The sequence below is a fragment of the Trujillonella humicola genome, assembly GCF_046233715.1.
GTDB classification, from domain to species: domain Bacteria; phylum Actinomycetota; class Actinomycetes; order Mycobacteriales; family Geodermatophilaceae; genus Trujillonella; species Trujillonella humicola.
Genome location: NZ_JBJNRJ010000050.1, coordinates 21,987 through 40,010 on the forward strand (window position 1 = coordinate 21,987; position 18,024 = coordinate 40,010).

Consider the following 18,024-nt stretch of genomic DNA (forward strand, 5'->3'; position numbering starts at 1 on the left):
CGCTGCGCGGCCATCAGCCGCTCCGCAGCGAGACGATGGCGCGGGTGGCCTGCTCGAGCAGCGCGTCGAGGGCCGGGGGGAGCAGCGGGAAGGTCAGCCCCAGCAGCGCCAGGGTGAGCATGATCTTCACCGGGAAGCCGATGGCGAAGATGTTCAGCGCCGGGGCGGCGCGCGACAGCAGGCCCAGGGCGACGTCGGCGAGCAGCAGGACGGCGACCATCGGGCCGGCGATCTGCAGCGCGGCGAGGAACATCATCGAGAACGCCGTGAGCAGCACCTGCCCCACCTCGTCCGTGGGCAGCCCGCCGCCGACCGGCAGCCCCTCGTAGGACGTCGCGAATCCGCGGACGATCAGCAGGTGGCCGCCGCTGGTGAACAGCAGGGTCGTCGCCAGCAGGTAGTACAGCCGGCTGATCGTCCCGGACGTGTTCATCGACAGCGGGTCGTAGGCGGGCTGCAGGGAGAAGCCGCCGCTGACGTCGATGAGGTCGCCGGCGAACTGGACGGCGGCGAAGAACAGCTGGACGACGAAGCCCAGGCCCGCGCCGATCACCACCTCGGTGACGGCGCCGACGATGACGAAACCGGCGGTGGGCTCGGGCAGGCCGACGGCGATCTGGCTGAACAGGGCCACCGAGAGCGCCAGCGCCAGCGCCCCCTTCACCGGGGCCGGGATGCTGCGCGTGTTGAACGGCGGGGCCACCAGCACGAAGCCGGCCGCCCGGGCGGTGGCCATCAGCAGCGCCACGAGCGTGACCGCCGGGACCTCGAGGTCCATGCCGGTCAGGTCCGCCCGAGCAGCCGCGGGAGCGAGTCGAACAGCGACTGCGTGAAGCTGACCAGCTCCGACAGCACCCAGTTGCCCGTGATGAGCAGGGCGATGGCGACGGCGATCATCTTCGGGACGAAGGAGAGCGTGGCCTCCTGGATCTGCGTGGCCGCCTGGAACAGCGAGATGACGAAGCCGACCAGCAGCGCCGTCAGCAGGATCGGGGCGGCGACCTTCGCCCCGACCATCATCGTCTTGATCGCGATCTCGGTGACGTCGGCGTCGCTCACGACAGCTCCTCGCCGGCGCTCGTCGCCGGCGTGACCGCCGACGTCGTGGTGCTCCTGGGCGGACTCGCGAGCTGGTTCGTCACGTGTAGCTCCCGACCAGCGAGGTCGTGATCAACGCCCAGCCGTCGACGATCACGAACAGCAGCAGCTTGAACGGCAGGGACACGATCGTCGGCGGCACCATCATCATCCCCATCGCCATCAGCGCGGAGCTGACCAGCATGTCCAGCACGAGGAAGGGGATGAAGATGACCAGCCCGATGATGAAGGCGCTCTTGAGCTCGGAGAGCACGAACGCGGGGATGAGCGTCGTCATGCTCACCGACTCCCGGTCCTCGGGCCGCTCCTCGCCCGACAGGCCGACCATCAGCTCGAGCTCGTCGTCGCGGGTGTTGTCGAGCAGGAACTCCTTGAGCGGGACCACGCCCACGTCGTAGGCCTGGCCGACCGTCATCTGGCCGTCGAGGTAGGGCTGCACGGCCTGCTCGTTGATGTCGGAGAGCACCGGCCCCATCACGAACAGCGTGAGGAACAGGGCGATGCCGGTGAGCACGGAGTTCGGCGGCGACTGCTGCAGGCCCAGCGCGTTGCGCGTCAGCGACAGCACCACGGCGATCTTGGTGAACGACGTCGCCAGCAGGAGCACCGAGGGCGCCACGGACAGCACGGTGATCGCGAGGATCAGCGTCACCGAGGTGCTGGGGCTGCCCCCGCCGACGGAGATGTCGACACCGCCGTCGACCGCCGGCGCCACCGGTGCGGTCGGTGCCGCCGGGGGCGTGGGCGCGTCCGGCGCGGCCGACGCGGGGCCGGCCAGCAGCACCGCCACCAGCGCGCCGGCGAGCAGCGCCAGCAGCAGGACGACGGTCCGGCGTGCGGCCGGGGACGTCGCCCGCGCGGGCACGGGGGTCGGGGTGGACATCAGCGGCGGACCGTCCGCTCGCGCAGCTGCTGGACCAGGCCGTTCCAGCTGCCGCGGTCGAGCACCGAGCCGGCGAGGACCCCGCCGGGCCGGGCGGTCGCGAGGGGCGCGCGCGCGCGGTCGCCGGCCCCGCTCCCCAGCTCGGCGGGCTGGTGGTCGGCGTGCACGGGCTCGACCGTCTGGCCGTCCACCTCGGCCAGGAGGGTGACCGTCTGCTCGGTCGCCCCCACCACCAGCACCCGGTCGGCGATGCGGATGACGTTCACCGTGCTGGCGCGGCCCACCCGCTGGTTGGCCACGACCTCGACCAGCCCGTTCGAGGCGCCCAGCCCGCGCTTGCGGGCCAGGCGCGCGGCGAACCACAGGACCCCGCCGACGAACGCCAGCGACAGGACCAGCCGGATGAGCATCCAGGTCATGGGGCCATGCCCCCGAGCTCGGTGGCGGCGTCGCTGACGATCTCGCTGATCCGCAGGCCGAAGTCCTCGTCCACCACGACCACCTCGCCGCGGGCGATGAGCGTGCCGTTGACCAGCAGATCGGCCGGGGCGCTCGCGGCGCGGTCGAGCTCGACGACCTCGCCGGGGTGCAGGGAGAGGAGCTCGCCGACGGTCATCCGCGTGCGGCCGATCTCCACGGTGACCTCCATGGCCACGTGCCGCAGCAGCTCCAGGCTGCCGCGCCGGCTGCGCTGCGGCTGGGGGAGCGTGACCTGCAGCGCGAGGGTCGCGGTGTGCTCGCCGGCCTCGTCGGCGCCCAGCAGCGGGACCGCGACGAACATGCCCTTGTCGCGCAGGCCGTCGAGGGCGGTGACCGGGTCCTCGGTGCGCTCGGAGTCCACGCGGACCCGGCCGAGGGCGGCCGCGGCCGCCTCCAGGGCCGGCCGCAGCGCGGTCGCGACGTCCATCGGGCCCACCGGGGAGTTGTCCAGTGCCTCGACCACCTCGGCCGACAGCACCAGGACGACGTCCCCGGTGACCTCTCCGGACAGCCGGGCGCTGACCGCCGCCGCGGCCGTGGCGGGCAGCACGACCGCATCGGGGTCGGTGACGGCGTCGCCGGCGAGCAGGTCGACCGGCGAGGGCACCAGCGAGGCCGCGGCCGACGCGGCGGCGACGACGACGGCGGCGATCGTCTCGGAGGCCCGGCCGGCGTCGGCGGAGACGGAGTCCAGCGTGGTGGTCATGCGGTGTCCTTTGCGAGGTCCCTGGTGGTGTCCCGGGCGGCGTACGGGGTGGGCACGATGGCGGCGGCCAGCCGGCGGCGGTGGTTGCTGGCGATCGCATAGGCGAAGGTCACGTCGTTGGTCGTGACCTCGAGCGGGCTGTCGCGCGGGTGACGCAGCAGGAGCACGTCACCGACCGCGAGGGACAGCAGGTCGCTGGAGGAGACCTCCAGCGGGGTGAACCGCACGCTGACGTCGACCGGCACCAGCTCCAGCCGGGCGGCGAGCAGCTCCGCGGCCCGCTGCCGCTTGCGCTGGGCGGCCTCGGACAGGTGCGGGGAGGTGGCGTTGTTCAGCGGCGTGGCGAACGACGAGAACGGCAGGACCAGCGTCGCCTGGCCGTCCCGGTCGCCGACGGCGAGCTCGAAGCTGGCGACCATCACGGTGTCCGAGCCGGCCGCGGCCTGCGCCAGCGCGGGGTTGTACTCCAGGCCGTCGCGCACCGGCTGGATCTCGGCGATGTGCGCGAACGCCGCCGCGAACTCCTCGAGCAGCCGGTTGAGCAGCTGGCCGGTGATGGTGGTCTCCATCGCCGTCATCGGCCGGTCCGGCTGGTCGGCGGCCCCGGAGCCACCGAGCATGTGGTCCACGGTGGCCATCGCGATGTCCAGCGGGTAGGCCAGCAGCCCCTTGCCGGCCAGGGGCTCGAGCGTGAACGTGGTGAGGAAGTACGGGTTGGGCAGTGTCGCGACGTAGTCGTCGTAGGACTGCTGCTCGATGTTCTGCAGCTCCATGCGGGCACCGGTGCGCAGCAGCGTCGTCAGGACGGTCGTCGCCTGGCGGGCGAACGCCTCCTGCGCGATCTGCAGCACGCGCACGTGCTCGCGGCTGAGCTTGGTGGGGCGGCGGAAGTCGTACGTGCGGGGCGCGCCGCGGCGGCGGCTCCCCGTGGCCGGGATCCCGGCGCCACCGGGCGCGGGTCCGTTCTCGGGGCGGGTCACGCCTCCCTCATCGGCGGACCGCGGGCGCAGGCTGACCGGCGGCGCGGTGCGCCGCCGGTCAGCCGGGGAAGACGTGACGCGTGGGACCGGTGGTGCGCCGGCCCCGTGCGGGTGGCTACTGGGTCACGTACTCCGTGAAGTAGATGTCCATGACCATCTGCGTGCCGTGCTCGTGGTCGGTGTAGGCCTCGACGATCTGGTGCCGCAGCGACTCCTTGAGGGCGTCGCGGGCGGTGGTCACATCGGTCGGCTGGGCCTGGGAGAACGTCGAGATGACCAGGTCCAGTGCCTTGGAGCCGTCGACCGAGCTCCCCCCGTGGCCGCCGCCGGCGGCGTCCTCGGTGAGCTGGAGGGCGATGCCGACCTTGAGGTAGCCGCCGCCGGCCAGGTTGACCGCGATCGACTCCAGCGGCAGCACCTCCCCGGCCACCGGCTCGTGGGCCTCGCCGCTCCCGGAGAAGAGGAAGAAGTAGGCGCCCGCGCCAATGGCCACCAGCGCCACCGCGACGATGACCAGCAGCTTCTTCTTGCCGCCGCCCTTCGCCTCGTCCTCCGTCGCCTCGGCGTCGTCGGTCTTCTTCCTGCTCACGGGTGGCCTCCCTCGGTGGCGTCGGTCGTGTCGGTGGTCGTGCCGGTCGCCGGGGTGCCGGCACCGGTCGGGGTGGTGGCGGCGCCCGCGCTGAGGCCGGGCAGCAGCTCGTTGGCCTCGGCGGAGGCGGTGGAGAGGACGACGATGTCGACCCGGCGGTTGAGCGTGATCGCGCCCGGGTCGCCCTCGGGCACCATCGGGCGGGTGGAGGAGTAGCCGGTGGCCGACATGTGCACCTCGGGGACGCCGGCCCCGGCGAGGTAGCGCACGACGGTGGAGGCCCGGGCTCCCGACAGCTCCCAGTTCGAGGGCCAGGGACCGCCCGCGGTGACCGGCAGGTGGTTGGCGTGCCCCTCGACGTCGAGCTCGTTGGGCAGGCCGGCCAGGGCCGGTGCGATGGCGTCGAGGATCGACCGGCCCTGGGGCAGCAGCGTGGCGCTCTCGGCGTCGAACAGGACCGGGTCGGACACGATGTGCACGACGAGGCCGCGCTCGTTGATCTCGTAGCGGGCCGCACCGCCGTACCCCGCCGCGGCGAGGGCGCCGTCGATGCGGGCCTGCACGCCCTGCAGGGACTGGAACTGGGCCTGCGCCTCGGCCGCCAGCTGCCGGGCCTCCTGCGCGGCGGCCTCCGCGGCCGCGGCGGCGACGGCCTCCTGGGCGGCCGGGGCGGGCGGGATCTGGATGTCGACGGCGGCGTCGAGGGCCGGCAGCACCGAGGAGTCGGAGCTCGTGCCGGGGCCGGTGATGGCCTGGATCGGTGCGCCGAAGGCCTCGGAGAGCCCGGACGCCAGGGCGGCGAACTTCTCCTTGTCGACCTGGCTCATCGCGAAGAGGACCACGAAGAGGACGAGCAGCAGCGTCATCATGTCCGCGTAGGACACCAGCCACCGCTCGTGGTTCTCGTGCTCCTCGTGCTCCGGGTGCTTCTTGCGCCTCCGGCCGCCGTGGCCGGCGCTCATGCGGCTTCCTTGGCGGCCTCACTGGGCGGGATGAGCGAGGTCAGCTTGAGCCGGACGGCGCGCGGGCTGGTGCCGGCCTGGATCTCGGCGATGCCCTCGACGAGCAGCTCCATCTGGGCGGCCTGCAGCTCGCTGACCCGGAGGATCTTGGCGCCCATCGGGAGGAACCAGAAGTTGGCGGCCATGACGCCCCACAGGGTGGCGACGAACGCCGCGGCGATCATCGGCCCGAGGGCCTCGGGGTTGCTCAGGTTCCCCATGACGTTCATCAGGCCGACGATGCAGCCGACGATGCCGATGGTCGGCGCGTAGCCCCCCATCGTCGTCATGAACTTGGCGGCGACCTTGTCCTCGGCCTTCTTGGCCGCGATCTCGCTCTCGAGGACGTCGCGCAGCTGCTCGGGGTCGGTGCCGTCGATGCCCATCTGCAGGCCGCGCTTGAGGAACGGGTCCTCGATCTGCTTGACCTGCGCCTCGAGCGCCAGCAGGCCCTCCTTGCGGGCCTTCTCCGCGAGGCCGACGAGGGTCTGGATCTGGTCGCTGGCCGGCGGCACCTTGGCCGGCAGCACCGCCATCTTGAACCAGCCGGGCATCTTCTTGAGGTCGTCCATCGTCTGGCCGACCATCGCGGCGCCGAACGTCGCGACGATCACCAGCACGATCGCCGGCAGGAAGAGCAGGCTCATCGGGTCGGCGCCCTCCATGACCATGAAGGCCAGGAGGGCGACCAGCGAGAGGACGATGCCGATCAGGGATGCGGGATCCACGGGTCAGCGCTCCTCGCGAGCCGGGAAGGGGACGACCGAGCCGTGCGTCGGGGCGCTGTCGTCCGCGGGCTCGGTGAGCGGCGAGCGGTAGGACCCGCGGTCCATCTCGTAGGCGGTGGCGAGGATGCTCGCCCGGTACTCCCGGATCCCGGTGAGCACGTCCTCGACGCTCTCGCGCACCACGAACTTCGTGCCGTCGACCAGGAAGACGACGGTGTCGGGGTGGCCCTCGACCCGCTCGATCAGGTCGGGGTTGAGGGCGAACTGCTCCCCGTTCAGGCGCGTCACTCGGATCACGGGTCTGACCTCTTGCTCGTTCGACGGGGGAAGCAGCCGCTGCGACGTCGGCGCGGCTGGTACTGGTATCGGCCCAGGTGGGAAGGCTCTTGAGTCGAAGCCCCGGGCTCACCCGAGGGGGGTGGTCGCCGGGGATCCCGCACCGGGGGTGGCGGCGCCGGCCCCGGCGGGGCACGCCGCGGCCCGGCCCCCCCCGACGGGGGAACCGGGCCGCACGGCCTCCCTCGGCGGCCCGTCACGGGCCGCCGAGGGAGGCCCTCGAGGTCATCGCTTCATGTTGACGAGGTCCTGCAGGACCTCGTCGGAGCTGGTGATGACGCGGCTGTTGGCCTGGAAACCGCGCTGGGCGACGATCAGCCCGGTGAACTCCTCGGCCAGGTCGACGTTGGACATCTCCAGCGCGCCGGCCAGCAGCGAGCCGCGGCCGCCGGTGCCCGGCGTGCCGATGAGGGCGAGCCCGGAGTTGTTGCCCGGGCGGTAGGTGCTGCTGCCGGCCTTCTCCAGGCCGCCGGGGTTGGCGAAGGTGGCCAGGGCGATGCGGCCCAGCGTCACGATCTCGCCGTTGGAGAAGACCCCGGAGACCGTGCCGTCGTTGCCCAGGCTGAAGGTCTCCAGGACGCCGGCGCCGTAGCCGTTCTGGCTGGTCGCCGAGGCCGTGGTCGGGCTGCCGTACTGGGTGACGCCCCGGACGTCGATGGTCACCGGACCGGTCCAGCCGGCGGGCAGCGCGGTCAGGGTGAACGTCCCCGCCGCCGGCGTGGCGAGGTTGCCGCTGCCGTCGAAGGTCAGCGCCACCGGCGCGGCCAGCAGGCTGACCGGCGGCGCGGTGGTGGCGGGGGGCACCGGCGTGCCCGGGCGGCGGACGTCGGCCTCCCAGCCGGCCGCCGTCCGGGTGAAGACGTAGGAGACCGGGATCTCCCGGCCCAGGTCGTCGAACATGGTCACCTGGGTCTCGACCTGCGTGCCGACCTCGGCGGCCGCCGACAGGTTGCCCGCGACGGTGCCGCCGATCTCGCCGGCGCCGCCGGTCATCTTCGGCGCGACGCCGCGGCCGAACGGGATCGTCAGGTTGCCGATGGCGCCGTTCTGGTCGACGTTGCCGTCGGCGTCGGCGGCCCAGCCCTGCAGGACGGCGCCGCTGTCGGTGATGATGTTGCCGGCCAGGTCGAAGCCGAACGAGCCCGAGCGGGTGAACAGCTGCTCGGTGCCCGACCGCACGACGAAGAAGCCGTCGCCCTCGATCATGAAGTCGGTGGCGCGGCCGGTCGTCTGCGTGGCGCCCTGCGCCCAGTTGGTGCTGATGCCGGCGACCTTGACGCCCAGCCCGACCTGGGCGGGGTTGCTGCCGCCGTTGCCGTCCACGGGCGCGCCACCGGCGCGCAGGGTCTGGGACAGGGCCGCCTCGAAGACGGCGGACTGGCTCTTGAAGCCGACCGTGTTGACGTTGGCGATGTTGTTGCCGGTGACGTCGAGCTTGGTCTGGTGGGCCTTCAGGCCGGAGATGGCCGAGAACATCGAGCGGAGCACGGGAGGTCCCTTCGGGGGTGGGATGGGGTCGACGGGAGCCCGTGCATCGGGGCCCGCCGCGGGGGTTCGAGAGGTGGGGGCAGGGGTCTCGGCGTCAGGAGGCGGGGAGTCTGACCTCGGTCAGGCGGGCGAAGGGCACCTCGCGGCCCCCCACGACGGCGACCGGGTCGTCGGAGCCGAAGCGGACCGAGCTGACCGTCCCGGACCGGGTGACACCGCTGTCGTCGGTCCAGCTGACGGCGTGCCCGACGAGCGCGCCGGCCGACAGCGACCGCTGCAGGGTGAGTAGGGAGGCGTTCTGCTTGGACAGCTGCTCCAGCTTCTCGACCTGGCTGAACGTCGCCGTCTGCGACATGAACTCGGTCGTGCTCGCCGGGTTGTTCGGGTCCTGGTAGCGCATCTGGGCGACCAGGAGCTGCAGGAACATGTCCTTGCCCATCTGGTCCGGGCGCGCCACCGATGTGGTGGGGGCGACGGCGGGGACCGTGGTCACGCCGCTGACGGGTGTGGTCATCGCAGGTCCTCTCTCAGACCCGGACGTCGAGTCCGGACGGCGTGGGGGAGCCGGGACGGGCCGGGCGGCCGGTCTCGGGGTCGGTCTCGCGGGTCCACGGGCGGCCGTTGCCCTCGCCGCGGGCGGCGGCCTGCTCCCGGGCCTCCTGCTGCCGCTGGTGCTGCTGCGCGGCGGTCCAGGGATCGCCGCTGTCGCGGCTCACGTCGAGCCGGGAGAGGGTCAGCCCGGAGGCCTCCAGGTCGCGGCGCAGGTCGGGCATCGCGTCGAGCAGGGCCGCGCGGCCGGCCTCGGAGGCGTGCCGCAGGTGCAGGTCGATGGCGCCGTTGCGGACGGTCACCCGGACCTCGACGGTGCCCAGCGACTCGGGCGTCAGCACCATCGTCATCGTGTGCGTGCCGTCGGGGCGGCTGGAGAGCTGGGCCACGACGGGGGCGACCTGGGGCGCCACCGGAGCTGGGGGTGCCGGCGCCGGGGTGGCCGCCACCGCCGGAGCCGGGGCCGGCGTGGCAGGGGCCGCCGGCGCGGCCGCCGGGGTCAGCGGCGTGGCGGGGGAGTCGCCGTCGGCGTGCGGACCCGTCCCGGCCTGCTCCTGGCCGGCGGCGGGGGAGGGCACGGGCAGGCCGGCCGGTGCGTCGGCCGGTGCGGCGGCCGGGGCGGCAGGCGCGGACGAGGACGCCGGCTGTGCGGTCGGCTCGCCCGCCGCCGCGGGCTCGGCCGGGACCGGGCCGGCCGGGACCGGGCCGGCCGGGACCTCGCCGGCCGGGACCGCGGTGGCCGGCGCGGGGGTCGGCGGAGCGGTGACCGCGACCGGCGTGGGCGCGTCCGGTGCGGAGGCGGCGTCCGCGGAGGCCGGCCCGCCGGCGGGCGCCGCAGCGGGCAGCCCGGACTGCGCGGGGGCCGGGGAGGCCGCGGTCGCGGGAGCGGGCAGCGGCCCGTCCTCGGCCGCCGGCGCCGCGAGGGGCATCGACGCGACCGGGCCGGTCGACGGGGTGTCGGCCGCGTCGGCCGCGGACTCCCCGGTGGGCAGGGCGGCCGGGGTGGCGACCGCGAGGGCGAAGGCGAACGCCGCCGGGTCGAGCACCTGCGGGCCGGTCGGGGCCTCCTGCTCGGGAGCGGGCTCGGCGTCGGCCACCGGCGTCACGGGGGCGTCGTCCTCCGGGGCCGTCGACTCGGGGCCGCGCTCGGGCCGACCCCGGCCGCCGCCGAGCGCGTCGTCCAGGGCCGAGGCGAACCGGGGGGAGTGGCGCGGGGCCGCGGACTGCGGGGGAAGTGCCGGCGCGGCCGGCACCATCGAGGGGAGGACGGGTGCTGTCATGAGTAGGCCTCCGCGGCCCTGAGGACCTTCGACACGTAGGACTGGGTCTCCCCGTACGGGGGGACGCCGCCGTAGCGGGACACCGTGCCCGGGCCCGCGTTGTAGGCGGCCAGGGCGAGGTCGGTCGAGCCGAACCGGTCGGTCAGCTGACGCAGGTAGCGCGCGGCGCCGTCGATGGCCGAGGCCGGGTCGCCCGGGTCGACGCCGAGGCCCCGCGCCGTGGCCGGCATGAACTGCATGAGGCCGGTCGCGCCGGCCGGGGAGACCGCCGAGGAGTTGAAGTTCGACTCCGTCCTGGCCACGGCGGCGAGCAGCGCGGGCTCGACGCCGTGCCGGGCACCGGCCGCGACGAACAGGTCGGAGTAGGGGACGCCGGCCAGGCCGCCGCCGGGCGCACCGGCCGCTCCCGCGGCGACGGGGGCGTCGGGCAGCACGCGGCGGATCAGCGTGGGGCTGCCGACGTCCTGGATCTTCACGACCTCGCCGGCCTGCGGCGCGGCGATCATCTTGCCGTCGCCGATGTAGATGCCGACGTGGTCGATGCCGGCCCGCGAGGCCGAGTTGTCGAAGAAGACCAGGTCACCGGGCCGGGCCTCGGCCAGGCTCGCGACCGGCCGGCCGGCGGTGGCCTGCTGCGCCGAGGTCCGTGGCAGGTCGAAGCCCAGGTCCTTGTACACCCGCTGCACCAGGCCCGAGCAGTCCAGACCGGTCGCCGGGTCGGTGCCGCCCCAGGCGTAGGGCACGCCGAGGTACCGGCGCGCCGCCTCGACCACCGAGGTCCCGGCGGCGCCGTCACCGCCGGGGGCGGGGCCGCTCGGCGCGGTGCCGGTCAGCCCCGCGGCGGCGGCCGCGCTCGACCAGGCGGCGGACGTCGAGGACACCTGGGTGCCCGACATCATCAGGATCCGGTTCTGGATCTCGGCGATGCGGCCGTGCACCGCGGTCAGTCCCTCCACGCGTCCTCCTCTCCTCGCCCCGTCGTCCCCGGTCCGCCGCGGGCGGAGTACCGGCCGGTCACCAGGTCGTCCACGGCCCGGCTCTCGGCGGCGTCCTCGGCGTGCCGCACGGCCAGCTCGTGCCGGTCGCGCAGCTTCGCCAGCGCCCTGGTCTCCTGCGCGGCGGCGGTCCACCGGGCGCGCAGCAGCTGCGCGTGCTCGGCCGACGCCTGGGCCGTCGACCGTGCAGCTGCTACATCGGCAGCCGCGGCCCGCGATGCGACCATCGCGGCGAGGAATCCGGCGCGGGTGTGCGTGCCGGTGATCGCGCGGGCGGGCAGCTCGCCGGCCAGCTCCTCCGCGCGGCGCTCCGCCGCGCGGGCCGCCGACTCGGCGTCGGCGTACGCCCGGGAGGCGGCCTGCTCCGCGGCGTCGCGCACCCGCAGCACCGGTGCCAGGCGGAAGGCCTGCCGCTTGCCCATCAGCGCACCCGCCGCATCAGGAGGTCACGATGCGGTGCAGCCGGTCCCAGGCCTCGGCGGTGCCGGTGGAGTCGTCCATCGACTGGCGCAGGAAGGCGTCCAGCGCCGGGGACAGCGCGCGGGCCCGGTCCACCAGGGGATCGCTGCCGGCCTGGTAGGCGCCGATCTCGACGAGCTCCTTGACGTCGCGCAGCGCCCCGAGCAGCCGCCGGGCCTCGCGGGCATCGGCCATCTGGGCGGCGGGGACCACCGCGCCGGCGACGCGGGAGATCGACTCCAGGACGTCGATGGCGGGGAAGTGCCCGGCGGTGGCCAGCCGGCGGGTGAGCACGACGTGGCCGTCGAGGATCGAGCGGGCGGTGTCGGCGATCGGCTCGTTGTGGTCGTCGCCCTCGACCAGCACCGTGTACAGGCCGGTGATCGACCCGGTGGCGCCGGTGCCGGCCTTCTCGAGCAGCTTCGGCATCATCGCGAAGACGCTCGGCGGGTAGCCGCGCGTGGCGGGGGGCTCGCCGGCGGAGAGCCCGACCTCGCGCTGGGCCATCGCGGTGCGGGTGATGGAGTCCATCAGCAGCAGCACGTCCCGGCCCTGGTCGCGGAACCCCTCGGCGATCCGGGTGGCGACGAAGGCGGCCTTCAGGCGGACCAGCGGCGGCTCGTCGGAGGTGGCGACGACGACGACGGTGCGCGCCAGCCCCTCGGCGCCCAGGTTCTCCTCGAGGAACTCCTTGACCTCGCGCCCGCGCTCGCCGATCAGGGCGATCACCCGGACGTCGGCCTGGGTGCCGCGGGTGATCTGCGCCAGCAGCGTGGACTTGCCGACTGCGGAGCCGGCGAAGATCCCCAGCCGCTGGCCCTTGCCGATCGGCACGAGGGTGTCCAGGGCGCGCACCCCGACGGGCAGCGGCTGGTCGACCCGGCGCCGCGCGAGCGCGTGCGGGGTCTCGCTGGCCAGGTCCACCCAGTGCACGCCGCCGCCCAGGGAGGGGCCGCCGTCGATGGGACGGCCGAGACCGTCGAGCACCCGGCCGAGCAGGGCCGGGCCCACCGGCACCTGCAGCGGCCGGCCGGTGCCGCGCACCGGCGCCCCGGCCTGCACGCCGGAGAGCTCGCCGAGCGGCATGCAGGTCAGCCGGTCGCGGGCGACGGCGACCACCTCGGCCAGCAGGCCGCGCGGGCCGGGGTTCACCTCGACGAGGTCGCCCACGGCCGCCGGCACGCCCTCGACGCCGAGGGTCAGGCCCATCGCGCCGACCACGGAGCCGGTGAGCTCCGGCCGGGCCGCCAGCCGGGCACGGGAGAGGACCCCGTCGCCCCCCATCGCTCGCCGGCTCGCGCCGGGCCCCTGCGCCGGGGCCGTCAGGAGGGTCACGAGCGCAGCACCGCCCGGACGCGGGCCAGGGCACTGCCGAGCTGGGCGTCGACCCGCTGCACGCCGCACTCGCCGATGGCGCCGGCGCGCTCGACGGACAGGTCGCCCACGACGGTCACCGACGCGGGCAGGGCCGCCAGCGCCTCGGCCGGCACCTCGGCCAGGTCGTCGGGGTGCAGCCGCACGATGCTCGGGGCGTCGGCCGGCAGCAGCGTCATGGCCCGGCGCAGGGCGTCCACCCCGGCCGCGTCGACGCCGGCCAGCTCCCGGCCGAGCAGGTCCTCGACCAGGACCAGCACCGCGTCGAGCACGGAGTCGCGCAGCTCCTCGGCGGTGGGGACGGCGGCCTGCTCCAGCTGCGCCGCCGCGGCACCCAGGGCGGCGGTGGCCGACACCAGCCGGCGCTCCCACCGGGCCTGCGACTCGGCGAGCCGGGCCCGCGCCTCCTCCTCGGTGTCGGCGAGGGTCTGCGCCGCGGCCATGACGCCCTCGGCGTGCCCGGCGGCGAAGCCCTCCTCGCGGGCGTGCTCGCGCAGCCGGGCCAGCTCCTCGGCGTAGACGTCGCCCAGGCGCAGCACCCCGCGGCCGTTGGCGACCGGCAGGTCGGCGGCGCGGCGCACCGTCGTCCGCCGCTCGACGACCTCCGGCACGGGCAGCGGGAGCGGAGCCGGCCGGGGTGCGGGCACCTCGGGCCGCGCCGGCGGCGCGAGCGGCACGCCGTCGGCCTGCCGGTAGGGCGTCGCCGCGCGGGCCGACGCCCCCCTCAGCAGCACCGACGTCCCCGTCCCGGTCAGGTGCCCTGTTCCGCTGCGTCCCTCGGCCCCGTCCAGGGGCCCGCGCCGAGCGTGCGAGGCGTGGGGGGGACGGGGTCCTTCATCACGCGACGAAGTCATCGTCCCCGCCACGGTTGATCGTCAGGACACCCTGCTCCTCGAGCGTGCGGATGACGCCGACGACCTTGCCCTGGGCCTCCTCGACCGTGCGCGTGCGGACCGGGCCGAGCAGCTCGATCTCCTCGGCGAGGTTCTCGGCGGCGCGCTCGGAGAGGTTCCGGACGACCTTGTCGCGGACGTCGGGCCGCACCCCCTTGAGGGCGGTGGCCAGGTCGTTGGCCTCGACCTCGCGGAGCACCAGCTGCATGGAGCGGTCGTCGATGGTGACGATGTCCTCGAAGACGAACATCTGCGCGCGGACCTGCTCGGCCAGCTCCGGGTCGGTGCTGTCCAGCCACTCGAGGATGGAGCGCTCGGTGGGCCGCGGCGACCGGTTGATGATCTCGACCAGCGTCTCGACGCCACCCACCGTGGACATGTCCTGGTGCGCCAGCAGCGAGCCCATCCGCCGGCCCAGCTCCTCCTCGACCAGCCGCACCATCTCGGGGGTGGTGCGGTCCATCGTGGCGATCCGGTGGGCGACCTCGGCCTGCTGGTCGGGCGCGAACGCCGAGAGCACCTCGGCCGACTGCGCCGGCGTCATGTGGGCGAGCACCAGCGCGATGACCTGGGGGTGCTCGTCCTTGAGGAACGTGACCAGCTGCCGGACGTCGACGTTGCGCAGCGAGGCGAAGGGCACCTCGGTGTAGACCACGTTGAGCCGGGCGAGGATGCCCTCGGCCTTGTCCTCGCCGAGCCCGGCGGCCAGGATCTCGCGGGCGAAGTCGACGCCGCCGCGACCCACGTAGCGCTGCGCCGACATCATCTCGTGGAACTCGGTGAGGACGCCGTCGACGTCCTCGGGCTCCACGGTGTTGAGCTTCATCAGCTCGCGGGTCAGCGCCTCCACCTCGCGCGGCCGCAGGTTCGCCAGCAGGACGCCGGCCTCGTCCTTGGACATCTGGGCGAGGAAGACGGCGGCCTTGCGCAGCCCGGGCATCTCCGGGCGCCGAGGGGCCGGGGGCAGCGCGGGCAGGTTGGTCGGCGCGGCGCCGACGAGCTGCTCGACACTCGCGATGCTCAAACCACACCTCCGGTGGGGTACTCGTGCGACTTCGTCGCGCCGCTGGTTCTCCTATCGGCGCCCTTCGGGCCGCCTCGATGAATGGCTTCGCGATTCATCGAGGCGCGGTCAGCCTTCGGCCGACCGACGTCGTCCCGGGTGTGGATCATCGAGGCGAAGCCTCGGACAGCCAGCCGCGGAGCATCTGGGCGACCTCGTCGGGGCGCTCGCTGACCATCGTGGAGATCTCGCCCCGCACCCGGGCGCGCTCGGCGGCCTCGAGCTCCAGCGCGCGGTTGTCGACGGTCCGCTCCAGCAGCAGCGTCTCGTCGCGGGTGCTGGCCACCCGCAGCCGCTCGAGCTCGGCCATGACGTCGTCGTCGTACTCGAGCTCCTCGTCGTCGTCCTCCTCGCGCCGGCGGCTGCGCAGCCACACGATCAGGACGAGCAGCGCGATGCCCAGGCCGATGGCGCCGGTCTTGACCAGCGACCACATCTGGGCCTGCTTCTCGGCCTCGCGCGCCGCGGCCATGTCCGCCGCGGCCTGCTCGGCCGCGGAGGTGTCGAACCGCAGGGAGGCGACCGAGATGGCGTCGCCGCGTTCGGGGTCCAGGCCCACCGCGTTGCCGATCAGCTGCTGCACCTGCGCCTGGTTCATGTTGCCGGCGACGGCGTCGTCGAGGACGACGGCCACGGTGAGCCGGTTGATGGCACCGGGTGCGGTGGCGACGTTCTCCACGGTCTGGTCGACGGCGTTGTTCGCCGTGCTGGACTCCGTGGTGTAGGTCGACTCACCGCCGGTCCCGGCGTCCGCGGCGTTCTCCGGCCCGAGCACCCCGCCGACCGAGGCACCCGTGCCGGTGTACTCCTCGCTGGCCGTCTGCTCGGAGATGGGCGGCGTGCCCTCGGTGTAGGAGTGGGTGGTGGAGGTGCTGTCGCGCTGGGACATGTCGAGGTCGGCGCGCACCGACACCTGGGAGCGCCCGGGGCCGAGCACCCGGTCGAGGATCACCTGGGCGTTGGCGGCCAGCCGGTTCTCGTAGTCGGTCTCCATCTGCGACCGGGCGTCGCCGGAGGCGGCGGTCACGCCCTGGCCGGCGGCCGACAGCAGCTGGCCCGAGGTGTCGCTCACCGTGACCTGGTCGGGGCTCATGCCCTCGATGCTCGAGGCCACCAGGTTGGTGACCGACTGGATCTGCTGGCCCGACAGCTGCGTGCCCGGGGCCAGGTCCAGCAGCACCGACGCCGTGGGGTCGGCCTGGTCCCGGACGAACACCTCGTCCTTGGGCAGCGCCACGTGGACGACGGCCTGCCGCACGCCCTCCAGCGACTCCAGGGTGTTGGCCAGCTCGCCCTCGATGGCGCGCTGGTACTGCTTCTGCTGCTGGAACTCGCTGGTGGTGATGCCCTGCTCGTCCAGCAGCGCGTAGCCGGTGTCCGAGCCCGACGGCAGGCCCTTGCCGCTCATGGCCAGGCGCAGGTCGTAGACCTTCTCCTTCGGCACGAGGATGGTGCCGCCGCCGTCGGCCAGGTCGTAGGAGACGCCGCCGGCGTTGAGCTCCTCGACGATCGCCGAGGCGTCGCTGGCGGCCAGGTTGCTGAACAGCGGCGCCATGGTCGGCGTCGTGATCCACTTGACGAAGAAGAACCCGCCGAGCCCGAGCGCGGCGACGAGCAGGCCGATGACGACCTTCTGCCCGAGACTGATCGTCTCGAGCGCGGAGCGCAGCCGCCCCAGCGGGCCGGCGAGGGCAGCGGGCATCAGATGGGCATCCTCATGATCTCAGTGAAGGCATCGACGGCCTTGTTCTTGAGCGTCACGAACATCTCGGTGGTGAGCGCCGCCTCCTGGGCGGCGATCATGTAGTCGTGCACGTCCCGGAGGTCGCCGGTGGCGGCCCGGACGGCGAGGGCGTCGGCGGAGGACTGCGCGCCCTGCACGTTCTCGATCGCCCCGGTGAGGACGTCGGCGAAACCGTTCTGGGTGGCCGGCACGGGCGGCGGCTCGGCCGCGGCCTCGGCCCGGCCGATCCCCGCCAGCGTGGGGAACGAGGGGATGGAGATGCCGCCGATGGGCGAGGTCATGGTCAGTTCTTCCCGAGGTTGAGGGCGGCCCGGTAGGCGTCGGTCGCCCGCTCGACCGAGGAGAGGTTCGCCTGGTAGCCGCGCTGCGCCATGATCAGCTGGGTCATCTGGTCGGCGAGGTCGATGTCGGGGTAGCGGACGTAGCCGTCGGCGTCGGCCAGCGGGTGGTCCGGCTCGTGCACGAGGCGGCCCTCGCCGTTGCCGAACGCCGCGCCGGCGACGCGGACGCCGCCCTCGCCGCTGCCGTAGTCGACGGCCTGGGCGACGACGAAGCGCTCCCGGAACGCCTGCCCGTCGGTCGGGCTGACGTTGTTCATGTTCGCGATGTTGTCCGAGACGGCGTCCAGCCACTTGCGGTGCGCGTAGAGGCCGGTGCCGGAGATGTTCAGGGCGTCGAACACGTCACTGCGTCCTCAGGGACGACCGCAGCAGGCCGTACTTGCCGTCGAGCGCGTTGAGGGCCAGCTGGTAGCGCAGCCCGGTCTCGGTGGCGGTGACGGTCTCCGCGTCGAGGTGCACGTTGTTGCCGTTGGTGTTGGTCGGCTCCAGCGACCGGGCGATCGAGCCGCCGGTGATGCTCGGCGTCTTCCCGCGGGACAGCTCGCTGCGCAGCGTCGACTCGAAGTCGGTGCGCCCGGCCAGGTAGCCCGGGGTGTTGATGTTCGCGATGTTGTCGTTCGTGACGCGCTGCCGCTGGGCGAGCCCGGACAGGGCCGCGTGCAGCGTCGTCATCGTGACGTCGCCGATCATCGGGCGGCCCGCAGACGGGCGACGCGCCGACCGGCAGGGCGCAGGCGGGCAGGACGGCAGGACACGACGGGCCTCCGGGTACGACGAAGAGACACTCGAGAGCGAGTGGGGGCCGCCGATCCGTGGCGAAGATGGTGCTGTCCGTGCAGGTCGGTCATCGGCAGCCGGGCCCCGTCGCTTGACCGCCGTCCGCCACGCGGGTGACGGACGGGACGTCCGGTCCGGACGGGCCGGACGGGGACGCCGGGGAGGCCGGGACCCGTGTGTCGCCCCGAGGCTCCCCTCCCCGGGGGCGGCGCGGGGGGGTGTGTTGGGGGGGGGGGGGGGGGGGGGGGTCGGGGGGGTGG

At 74.1% G+C, this 18,024-nt stretch carries 22 protein-coding genes; all 22 read right to left on the bottom strand.

What is annotated here, in order from left to right:
* Window positions 1–13: 13 nt before the first annotated feature.
* Window positions 14–778 carry a flagellar biosynthetic protein FliR gene (fliR, locus tag ACK586_RS19905; protein WP_409332244.1) on the bottom strand — a complete coding sequence of 255 codons (765 nt, stop codon included), beginning with the start codon at window positions 776–778 and terminating at the stop codon, window positions 14–16.
* A 5-nt stretch (window positions 779–783) separates the two neighbouring features.
* On the bottom strand, window positions 784–1,059 hold the full coding sequence (gene fliQ / locus ACK586_RS19910; RefSeq protein ID WP_409332245.1) for a flagellar biosynthesis protein FliQ: 276 nt from the start codon (window positions 1,057–1,059) through the stop codon (window positions 784–786).
* A gap of 79 nt (window positions 1,060–1,138) precedes the next feature.
* Window positions 1,139–1,981, bottom strand: coding sequence for a flagellar type III secretion system pore protein FliP (gene fliP, locus ACK586_RS19915; RefSeq protein ID WP_409332246.1), 843 nt, complete (start codon window positions 1,979–1,981; stop codon window positions 1,139–1,141).
* Window positions 1,981–2,400: a FliO/MopB family protein gene (locus tag ACK586_RS19920; RefSeq protein ID WP_409332247.1), complete on the bottom strand. Its 420-nt coding sequence runs from the start codon at window positions 2,398–2,400 to the stop codon at window positions 1,981–1,983. Before ACK586_RS19920 ends, fliP begins: the two co-directional genes overlap by 1 nt.
* Window positions 2,397–3,167: a flagellar motor switch protein FliN gene (gene fliN, locus ACK586_RS19925; RefSeq protein WP_409332248.1), complete on the bottom strand. Its 771-nt coding sequence runs from the start codon at window positions 3,165–3,167 to the stop codon at window positions 2,397–2,399. Before fliN ends, ACK586_RS19920 begins: the two co-directional genes overlap by 4 nt.
* The gene (locus ACK586_RS19930) at window positions 3,164–4,147 is read right to left on the bottom strand and encodes a flagellar motor switch protein FliM (protein WP_409332249.1); all 984 of its coding nucleotides are present in this window, start codon (window positions 4,145–4,147) and stop codon (window positions 3,164–3,166) included. Before ACK586_RS19930 ends, fliN begins: the two co-directional genes overlap by 4 nt.
* 115 nt (window positions 4,148–4,262) lie before the next feature.
* Entirely contained in the window at window positions 4,263–4,736 is a 474-nt protein-coding gene (locus tag ACK586_RS19935) for a flagellar basal body-associated FliL family protein (protein ID WP_409332250.1), read from the bottom strand.
* Window positions 4,733–5,698 carry a flagellar motor protein MotB gene (locus tag ACK586_RS19940; protein WP_409332251.1) on the bottom strand — a complete coding sequence of 322 codons (966 nt, stop codon included), beginning with the start codon at window positions 5,696–5,698 and terminating at the stop codon, window positions 4,733–4,735. Before ACK586_RS19940 ends, ACK586_RS19935 begins: the two co-directional genes overlap by 4 nt.
* On the bottom strand, window positions 5,695–6,465 hold the full coding sequence (locus tag ACK586_RS19945) for a flagellar motor protein (RefSeq protein WP_409332252.1): 771 nt from the start codon (window positions 6,463–6,465) through the stop codon (window positions 5,695–5,697). Before ACK586_RS19945 ends, ACK586_RS19940 begins: the two co-directional genes overlap by 4 nt.
* A 3-nt stretch (window positions 6,466–6,468) precedes the next feature.
* Complete coding sequence (locus ACK586_RS19950; protein ID WP_409332253.1) at window positions 6,469–6,762, bottom strand: flagellar FlbD family protein; 294 nt, start codon at window positions 6,760–6,762, stop codon at window positions 6,469–6,471.
* A 264-nt stretch (window positions 6,763–7,026) separates the two neighbouring features.
* Window positions 7,027–8,289 (bottom strand): flagellar hook protein FlgE, encoded by a 1,263-nt coding sequence (locus ACK586_RS19955; protein WP_409332254.1) that lies wholly within the window; start codon window positions 8,287–8,289, stop codon window positions 7,027–7,029.
* Between the two features lie 94 nt (window positions 8,290–8,383).
* Window positions 8,384–8,803, bottom strand: a complete 420-nt coding sequence (locus tag ACK586_RS19960; RefSeq protein WP_409332255.1) for a flagellar hook assembly protein FlgD — start codon at window positions 8,801–8,803, stop codon at window positions 8,384–8,386.
* A 13-nt stretch (window positions 8,804–8,816) separates the two neighbouring features.
* Complete coding sequence (locus tag ACK586_RS19965; RefSeq protein WP_409332256.1) at window positions 8,817–10,118, bottom strand: flagellar hook-length control protein FliK; 1,302 nt, start codon at window positions 10,116–10,118, stop codon at window positions 8,817–8,819.
* Entirely contained in the window at window positions 10,115–11,074 is a 960-nt protein-coding gene (locus tag ACK586_RS19970) for an NlpC/P60 family protein (RefSeq protein ID WP_409332257.1), read from the bottom strand. The genes ACK586_RS19965 and ACK586_RS19970 overlap by 4 nt, the downstream gene beginning before the upstream one ends.
* Entirely contained in the window at window positions 11,062–11,535 is a 474-nt protein-coding gene (locus ACK586_RS19975; protein WP_409332258.1) for a flagellar export protein FliJ, read from the bottom strand. The genes ACK586_RS19970 and ACK586_RS19975 overlap by 13 nt, the downstream gene beginning before the upstream one ends.
* Window positions 11,536–11,551: 16 nt before the next feature.
* The gene (locus ACK586_RS19980; RefSeq protein WP_409332259.1) at window positions 11,552–12,907 is read right to left on the bottom strand and encodes a FliI/YscN family ATPase; all 1,356 of its coding nucleotides are present in this window, start codon (window positions 12,905–12,907) and stop codon (window positions 11,552–11,554) included.
* Window positions 12,904–13,680 carry a FliH/SctL family protein gene (locus tag ACK586_RS19985; protein ID WP_409332260.1) on the bottom strand — a complete coding sequence of 259 codons (777 nt, stop codon included), beginning with the start codon at window positions 13,678–13,680 and terminating at the stop codon, window positions 12,904–12,906. Before ACK586_RS19985 ends, ACK586_RS19980 begins: the two co-directional genes overlap by 4 nt.
* Window positions 13,681–13,783: 103 nt before the next feature.
* The gene (gene fliG, locus ACK586_RS19990) at window positions 13,784–14,863 is read right to left on the bottom strand and encodes a flagellar motor switch protein FliG (RefSeq protein WP_409332261.1); all 1,080 of its coding nucleotides are present in this window, start codon (window positions 14,861–14,863) and stop codon (window positions 13,784–13,786) included.
* Window positions 14,864–15,008: 145 nt separating this feature from the next.
* Window positions 15,009–16,604, bottom strand: a complete 1,596-nt coding sequence (gene fliF / locus ACK586_RS19995; RefSeq protein ID WP_409332262.1) for a flagellar basal-body MS-ring/collar protein FliF — start codon at window positions 16,602–16,604, stop codon at window positions 15,009–15,011.
* On the bottom strand, window positions 16,604–16,927 hold the full coding sequence (fliE, locus tag ACK586_RS20000) for a flagellar hook-basal body complex protein FliE (RefSeq protein WP_409332263.1): 324 nt from the start codon (window positions 16,925–16,927) through the stop codon (window positions 16,604–16,606). Before fliE ends, fliF begins: the two co-directional genes overlap by 1 nt.
* 2 nt (window positions 16,928–16,929) lie before the next feature.
* Window positions 16,930–17,328: a flagellar basal body rod protein FlgC gene (locus ACK586_RS20005; RefSeq protein WP_409332264.1), complete on the bottom strand. Its 399-nt coding sequence runs from the start codon at window positions 17,326–17,328 to the stop codon at window positions 16,930–16,932.
* A 1-nt stretch (window position 17,329) separates the two neighbouring features.
* A complete protein-coding gene (flgB, locus tag ACK586_RS20010; protein ID WP_409332265.1) occupies window positions 17,330–17,677 on the bottom strand; it encodes a flagellar basal body rod protein FlgB in 348 nt (115 codons plus the stop codon).
* Window positions 17,678–18,024: the final 347 nt, after the last annotated feature.

Coding starts and splice junctions, on each gene's coding strand:
- fliR (WP_409332244.1), bottom strand. CDS start 778: ATGGACCTCGAGGTCCCGGCGGTCACGCTCGTGGCGCTGCTGATGGCC.
- fliP (WP_409332246.1), bottom strand. CDS start 1,981: ATGTCCACCCCGACCCCCGTGCCCGCGCGGGCGACGTCCCCGGCCGCA.
- ACK586_RS19920 (WP_409332247.1), bottom strand. CDS start 2,400: ATGACCTGGATGCTCATCCGGCTGGTCCTGTCGCTGGCGTTCGTCGGC.
- fliN (WP_409332248.1), bottom strand. CDS start 3,167: ATGACCACCACGCTGGACTCCGTCTCCGCCGACGCCGGCCGGGCCTCC.
- ACK586_RS19940 (WP_409332251.1), bottom strand. CDS start 5,698: ATGAGCGCCGGCCACGGCGGCCGGAGGCGCAAGAAGCACCCGGAGCAC.
- ACK586_RS19960 (WP_409332255.1), bottom strand. CDS start 8,803: ATGACCACACCCGTCAGCGGCGTGACCACGGTCCCCGCCGTCGCCCCC.
- ACK586_RS19965 (WP_409332256.1), bottom strand. CDS start 10,118: ATGACAGCACCCGTCCTCCCCTCGATGGTGCCGGCCGCGCCGGCACTT.
- ACK586_RS19975 (WP_409332258.1), bottom strand. CDS start 11,535: ATGGGCAAGCGGCAGGCCTTCCGCCTGGCACCGGTGCTGCGGGTGCGC.
- fliF (WP_409332262.1), bottom strand. CDS start 16,604: ATGCCCGCTGCCCTCGCCGGCCCGCTGGGGCGGCTGCGCTCCGCGCTC.
- fliE (WP_409332263.1), bottom strand. CDS start 16,927: ATGACCTCGCCCATCGGCGGCATCTCCATCCCCTCGTTCCCCACGCTG.
- flgB (WP_409332265.1), bottom strand. CDS start 17,677: ATGATCGGCGACGTCACGATGACGACGCTGCACGCGGCCCTGTCCGGG.